This window comes from Mesorhizobium sp. M4A.F.Ca.ET.090.04.2.1, assembly GCF_003999085.1.
Lineage (GTDB): Bacteria > Pseudomonadota > Alphaproteobacteria > Rhizobiales > Rhizobiaceae > Mesorhizobium.
Window position 1 is genome coordinate 1 of the sequence record NZ_RZOT01000638.1, and the last position, 3,144, is coordinate 3,144.

At 63.9% G+C, this 3,144-nt stretch carries 3 protein-coding genes and 1 pseudogene; 3 read left to right on the forward strand and 1 reads right to left on the reverse strand.

What is annotated here, in order from left to right; genetic code table 11:
• Positions 1-36: 36 nt before the first annotated feature.
• The 3 genes from EN781_RS29510 (at position 37) to EN781_RS29520 (ending at position 2,888) form a co-directional block, all read left to right on the forward strand.
• Complete coding sequence (locus EN781_RS29510; protein ID WP_126058446.1) at positions 37-936, forward strand: LysR family transcriptional regulator; 900 nt, start codon at positions 37-39, stop codon at positions 934-936.
• 87 nt (positions 937-1,023) lie between these two features.
• The gene (locus EN781_RS29515) at positions 1,024-1,692 is read left to right on the forward strand and encodes a DUF1007 family protein (RefSeq protein ID WP_126058445.1); all 669 of its coding nucleotides are present in this window, start codon (positions 1,024-1,026) and stop codon (positions 1,690-1,692) included.
• A gap of 8 nt (positions 1,693-1,700) precedes the next feature.
• Positions 1,701-2,888 (forward strand): nickel/cobalt transporter, encoded by a 1,188-nt coding sequence (locus EN781_RS29520; RefSeq protein ID WP_189347922.1) that lies wholly within the window; start codon positions 1,701-1,703, stop codon positions 2,886-2,888.
• 7 nt (positions 2,889-2,895) lie between these two features.
• Here the strand turns inward: EN781_RS29520 and EN781_RS29525 are convergent.
• Positions 2,896-3,144: pseudogene (locus EN781_RS29525) on the reverse strand (NAD-dependent epimerase); the annotation flags it as partial.

The window sequence follows — 3,144 nt, forward strand, 5'->3', positions numbered from 1 at the left end:
AGACAGCTCCTCGACGCCGCACGAAAGGCCTGAGCCATGGACACGCTGACCCGCATGCGCGCCTTCATCGACGTCGTCGAGGCCGAAGGCTTTTCGGCCGCCGCGCGCAAGATCGGTCGCTCCAAGGCGTTGCTGTCGAAATATGTGCGCGAGCTGGAGGACGAGCTAGGCGCCTTGCTCCTGAACCGCACCACCAGGCAGTTCTCGATGACCGAGGCCGGCCATACCTACTACAGGCGCGCCTCCGAGATCGTGCGCGAGGTCGACAGCCTGGCCGATGCGGTGCGCGAATCCTCCGGCGATGTGCGCGGCCGCATCAAGCTTTCGGCGGCGCGCACCTTCGCCGACGCGCCGATCGGCCAGTCGCTGATCGACTTCGCCAAGGAGCATCCCGACATCGTGCTCGACATCCATCTCGATGACCGTTTCGTCGACCTGGTCGAGGAGGGCTTCGACCTCGCCGTGCGCATCTCCAGGCTGGAGAACTCCTCGCTGATCGCAAGGCGCCTTGCGCCCTTTTCTGTCAGGCTGTGCGCATCGCCGGACCTGATCGCCAAGCACGGCATGCCGATGCGTCCTCAGGACCTCGCCCGCATCCCCTGCATCATCGACACCAATGGCCGCTGGCTGACCAACTGGCCGTTCAAGGGCGACGCCGGCGACACGATGAGCGTGTCGGTATCCGGCCCGATCGAGGTCAACAGCCCGATGACCGCGAGGGCCGCGGCCGTTGCCGGCCTTGGCTTCACCATGCTGCCCGATTTCATCGCCATCCCCGAGATCGAGAGCGGCCGGCTGGTGACGGCATTGGACGACCGCCTGCTCTCCGGCAGCGGCATCTTCGCCGTCTATCCGCACCGGCGCTATCTGCCGGCAAAAGTGCGCGTCTTCGTCGATTTCCTGGTGCAGTGGTTCAAGACACGCGAAAGCGCCTGACACGCCGACGATGGCCACGGTCCCAATTTCGCCCCCTTTCTGGTAACTCTCGACAGTCGTCCCAATCCCATGGAATCGCCATCCGCAATGCACCTGAAACGGCAAGCAATCATGCTGTCTTCCGCCATGGCAGCGACGTTCGCGGCGGTCCACCCGGCCGAGGTGCACCCCCACGTCTTCGCCGAGGCCCGCCTCGACGTCATCCTCAGCGAGGATCACCAAAGTGTGAAGGCGTTGCGCCATCTCTGGCGTTTTGACGACCTGTTTTCGAGTACGGTGATGATGGAGTTCGACAAGAACTCCGACCTGAAGCTTGACGACAAGGAGCTGAAGGAAGTGGCCGAAACCGTTCATTCCTCGTTGGCGGAGTTCAACTATTTCCAGCTCGTCACCCAGGACGGCAAGGACGTGGCGATGACCCCTCCTCCACATCTGATGGCCAATTTCGACAACGACCAGCTGATCATCCTGTTCGAATCCGAGCCCAAGGTTCCGATCAAGCTCGCCGGCAAGATCGACATCGGCGTCTATGACCCGACCTTCTATACCGCGATCGACTTCACCGACGATGCGAACCTCACCGTCGAGGGCCTGCCCTCGACTTGCACCAAGGGGGTCATCCGCCCCGATCCGGACGAGGCGATCGCCGAGAACCAGAAGACCCTGACGGAAGCGTTCTTCAACGATCCGACAGGCACCGACATGAGCAAGATCTTCGCCACCAAGCTCGAACTGAACTGCTCGCCAGAAGGATAGATCCGGTGATGAAACCGTCGCTGCGTTTGGCGCTCGGCCTAGCGGCCGCCACCCTGGTGATCACCCATCTGCCGGATGTCGCCCACGCCCAGAGCTCGCTCGGCATCGGCACCAATGACGGCACGGCGCCCTCCACCTCCGGGCCCTTCGCCCACATCCTGATGTGGATCAATCTAAGGCAGCAGGAATTCTACCATTCGCTCGCCGTCGCCATGAAAGCGATGCGCGAGGACGGCAGCAAGCTGTGGCTGCTGATCGGCCTCTCCTTCGCCTATGGCATCTTCCATGCCGCCGGCCCCGGCCACGGCAAGGCGGTGATCTCGTCCTATATGGTGGCCAATGAAGTGGCGTTGAAGCGCGGCATCATGCTGTCCTTCGTCTCGGCGCTGCTGCAGGGCCTGACGGCGGTCGTGGTCATGATGCTTGCCTATTTTGTGCTGCGCGGCACCACGGTGTCGATGACCGATGCGGCGTGGTTCCTGGAAATCTCGAGCTATGTGCTGGTCACCCTGTTCGGCGCCTGGCTGCTCTGGCGCAAGGCGGGCCCCGCCATCCGCCGTCTGTTCGGTGCCGGTCCCGCCTACAGCCTGTCAGCCGCCCATGCCAGTCGCTCGCATGCCGGCCATTCCCATGCGGGGCACTCGCACGCTGCACATGCCCATGCGCACGCGCTTCATGCTCACGACCATGATCACGATAATGCAGCCCACCATTCGCATGGCCACGGCGCGCACGATCACCATCATCACGATCATGGCGCGCATGATCAGGCCGGCCACGATCATCACCATCATGACCACGCCGCCGGCGAAGTCTGCGAGACCTGCGGCCATTCGCACGCCCCCGATCCGGCGCTGCTGTTGGGCGACAATTTCGACTGGCGCACGGCATGGTCGGCGGTGGCGGCCGTCGGCATCCGCCCCTGCTCCGGCGCGCTGATCGTGCTGAGCTTCGCCCTGCTCAACGGGCTCTGGCTCGGCGGCCTGCTGTCGGTATTCGCCATGTCGATCGGCACCGCCATCACCGTCTCGGCGCTGGCAACGCTCGCGGTGACGGCCAAGAACTGGGCGGTCTATTTCGCCGGCGACGGCCGCATGGGCAACCGCATCCATTCCATCGTTGAGATCGGCGGCGCAGCCTTCATCTTCCTGGTTGGACTGCTGCTGCTGTCCGCCAGCCTGACCGGCGGCGCTTGACGCCGGATCAGCCCACTACTTTGTTATCCAGTTCATCCTCGATATGCGCGCGGATGATCTCATCGAAACTCGTCTCGGCAGCGAAGCCGAGGTCCTTCGAGCGGCGCGCCTCGAAGCGTGTCGGCCAGCCTTTGACGATCGCCCAGATCGTCTCGTCCGGCTGCTCGCGGATCAGCTTCACCACCTTCGAACCGGCGACCCGCTCCAGCGCCTCGATCTGCTCGCCGACCGTGACGGCGACGCCGGGCATGGTGAG